The 2,986-nt window shown below is 70.5% G+C and carries 4 protein-coding genes; 2 read left to right on the forward strand and 2 right to left on the reverse strand.

Translation table 11 applies throughout. The annotated features are described in order from the left end of the window. The coding region (locus VN520_RS06100; RefSeq protein WP_325745812.1) for an acyl-CoA dehydrogenase family protein at positions 1-449 on the reverse strand (449 nt) is incomplete at its 3' end. Further along, a complete protein-coding gene (locus VN520_RS06105) occupies positions 446-1,303 on the reverse strand; it encodes an acyl-CoA dehydrogenase family protein (protein ID WP_325745813.1) in 858 nt (285 codons plus the stop codon). The genes VN520_RS06105 and VN520_RS06100, both read right to left, overlap by 4 nt. 165 nt (positions 1,304-1,468) lie before the next feature. Here VN520_RS06105 and VN520_RS06110 point away from each other — a divergent pair, with 165 nt between their 5' ends. Together VN520_RS06110 and VN520_RS06115 are read left to right on the forward strand one after the other, a co-directional pair. Further along, entirely contained in the window at positions 1,469-2,266 is a 798-nt protein-coding gene (locus VN520_RS06110) for a TetR/AcrR family transcriptional regulator (protein WP_325745814.1), read from the forward strand. Positions 2,267-2,436: 170 nt separating this feature from the next. Then, on the forward strand, positions 2,437-2,986 hold a 550-nt coding region (locus tag VN520_RS06115), incomplete at its 3' end, for an acyl-CoA dehydrogenase family protein (protein WP_325745815.1).

Consider the following 2,986-nt stretch of genomic DNA (forward strand, 5'->3'; position numbering starts at 1 on the left):
CCGTCCAGGACGGCCCGGGTGCGCAGCGAGGCGAGGTCGGAGCCCGCCTCGGGTTCGCTCATGCCGAGCGCGGCGGTGATCTCGGCGCGCAGGATCGGCACCGCCCAACGCCGTTTCTGCTCCTTGGTGCCGAAGGTGAGCAGGGAGGCGGCGATGATGCCGAGTCCCTGCGGGTTGAAGCTGTGGTAGATCCGGCGATGGGCCAACTCCTCCAGGTGGGCGAGCTGCTGGGGCAGGGTGGCGTTCCGGCCTCCGTACTCGGGTGGCTGGCCGGGGAGGAGCCAGCCTTCGTCGAAGAGAGTGCGCTGCCAGCGCCGGGCCCACCCGGGTACGTCGGCGCTCGAGCGGGAGCGTTCGCGGGCCTGGGCCTGCGGGGGCATGCGGGCGTCGAGGAAGGCGGAGAACCGGGCGCGGAATTCCTCCACCTCCGGGTCGTCGGCGAGCTTCATGCGGTCAGCAGGGCCTTCCTGTGGGCGGACGCGGTGCCGAGCAGCAGGTCACAGGCCTGGGCCCGCTTCAGATGCAGTTGCAGTTCGTTCTCCCAGGTGAAGCCCATGGCACCGAACAACTGCAGGCCGTGCCGGAAGACCAGGCGCTGGCACTCCCCCGCCGCGGCTTTGGCCATGTGGGCGGCCCGGGCCCGGCGCGGGTCGTCCTCAGCGATCGTGAGCGCGGCGAAGTGGGTGAGGGCGCGGGCCCGTTCCACGGCCACGTGCATGTCGGCCGCCTTGTGCTTGACGGCCTGGAACGAGCCGAGCGCCCGGCCGAACTGCGCGCGCTGCTTCACGTGCGCGAGGACCAGGTCGAGGATGCGGCGGCAGGCGCCGACCGCGGTGGCCGCGAGGCCGGTCAGGGCGAGGTCGGGGACGCCGGCCGCGAGGGCGGCGCCCGTGTCGACGTGCGCCACGTGCAGGTGCGGGTCGAGGATGTCGACGCGCTCGGCCCCGAGACCGGACCCGGGGACGACGGTGACACCGTCCGGGGTGAGCAGTGCGACTTCGCCGGCGCGGTCGGCGTCGAGGACGTACCGACCGGCGCCGTCGAACACGGCCGTGCCACTGCCCTCGGGCAGTCGGCCCGCCAGCGGCGCGAACCAGGTGGCCGTGGCCAGGAACGGGGTCGGATCGGCCGCGTACCCCAGCTCCTCCACGATGAGGGCCAGCTCCAGCGGCGGCGCCTCCAGCCAGCCCAGGCTCCGGTAGGTCTCCCATTGCCGGTCCTGGGGCTGCGACCGCACCTTGGCGACCGTCTCACGCACCGTGCGGCGCAGCATCCGCTGCTCCTCGTCGAGTTCGAACTCCATGCCCGGCCTCCGCTCTCCCGAGGTGCTGATGGGGACCTCTACGGCAGCACACGGAGTGAGAATAACATTCTCGCTATAGGGAAGTAAGAGTCTTGCTTCACGCGGAGCGCGATTCGGTAGGGGGGGTGCCCTCTCTTTTCACGTGAGTGGAGTACCGTTCTACTCATGAGTGTCGTCCCCGCCGAACCGGTCGAGTCCCCTGAGCCCGCCTGGCGGCAGCGTGCCGTCGAACGATCCACCCGGGCCGCGAAGCTGCGCGCCGAGCAGCGCGTACAACGCTTCCTGGACGCGGCACAGGAACTGATCGCCGGTAAGGGCACCACCGACTTCACGGTGCAGGAGGTCGTGGAGCGCTCCCGTCAGTCGCTGCGCAGCTTCTACCAGCACTTCGACGGCAAGCACGAACTGCTGCTCGCGCTCTTCGAGGACGCGCTGTCGACGTCGGCCACCGAGATGCGGGAGAAGATCTCGGCCGTGGCGGATCCACTGGAGCGGCTCAAGGTGGCGGTGGACCTGCTGTACGCGGCCTCCACACCTCGCGAGGGGCAGCAGTCCCCGCTCTTCACCGACTTCGCCGTCCAACTGCTGGTGAGTCACCCCGACCAGGTGGCCACCGCCCATGTCCCGCTGCTCACCCTGTTCACGGAACTGGTGGAGGGCGCGGCCGAGGCCGGCCTGGCCGTCGCGCCCCGCCCCCGCCGTACCGCCTCCCTGATCATGCAGACGGCGATGTTCACGGCCCAGGCCCCCGCCCCGGGCGGGGCACACCCTTCCCGCATCGGCGCGGAGGACGTGTGGGAGTTCTGCCTGAACGGCATCGCCGGGACGGCCCGGAGCTCCGCCGGGAGCACGGCCGGGGCCGCCAAGGCGAACGCGCCCGCCGCCACCAGGAAGGCCGCACCGAAGAAGGCCGCCGCCAGGCGGCCCGCCCCCTCCAAGGGCTCCGCCGACGGCGCGGCCTGACAGCAGAGCCGTCCGAGCCGAAGGGTCCGCGTTCACGCGGGCCCTTCTTGTCCGTCCAGCCCGTCCTCCTTCACCATCATGGCGCCATGCTTCCAGGACAGTTGACGTCTCCTTCGGTCTGACCTTTGATATGTTTCACACTTCAGCAACCGGCAGAGGGGTTCCCCGCCGTGGATTTTGAGCTGACCGAGGACCAAGAGACGATCCGCAAGGCCGTGGCCGGTCTCCTGCGCGACTTCGACGACCGGTACTGGATGGAGAAGGACCGCGACCACGCCTTCCCCGAAGAGTTCTACGACGCCGTCGCCGGAGGCGGGTGGCTCGGCATCACGATCCCGGAGGCGTACGGCGGCCATGGCCTCGGCATCACCGAGGCCACGCTCCTGCTGGAGGAGGTGGCCCGCTCGGGGGGCGGGATGAACGCGGCCAGCGCCATCCACCTGTCGATCTTCGGCATGCACCCGGTCGTGGTGCATGGATCCGAGGAACTCAAGCGCCGCACGCTCCCCCGCATCGTGGACGGCGACCTGCACGTCTGCTTCGGAGTGACCGAGCCCGGTGCCGGCCTGGACACGACGAGCATCACGACGTACGCCCGGCGGGACGGCGACCACTACGTCGTCAGCGGCCGCAAGGTGTGGATCTCCAAGGCGGTGGAGTCGGAGAAGATCCTGCTGCTGACCCGCACGTCGCGGCGTGACGTGGTCGCGAAGCCGACGA

Source organism: Streptomyces sp. (genome assembly GCF_035563135.1).
Classification (GTDB): Bacteria; Actinomycetota; Actinomycetes; order Streptomycetales; family Streptomycetaceae; genus Streptomyces.

Excerpts from the sequence above, each read along its gene's own strand:
- VN520_RS06105 (WP_325745813.1), bottom strand. The coding sequence starts at position 1,303 with ATGGAGTTCGAACTCGACGAGGAGCAGCGGATGCTGCGCCGCACGGTG.
- VN520_RS06110 (WP_325745814.1), top strand. The coding sequence starts at position 1,469 with ATGAGTGTCGTCCCCGCCGAACCGGTCGAGTCCCCTGAGCCCGCCTGG.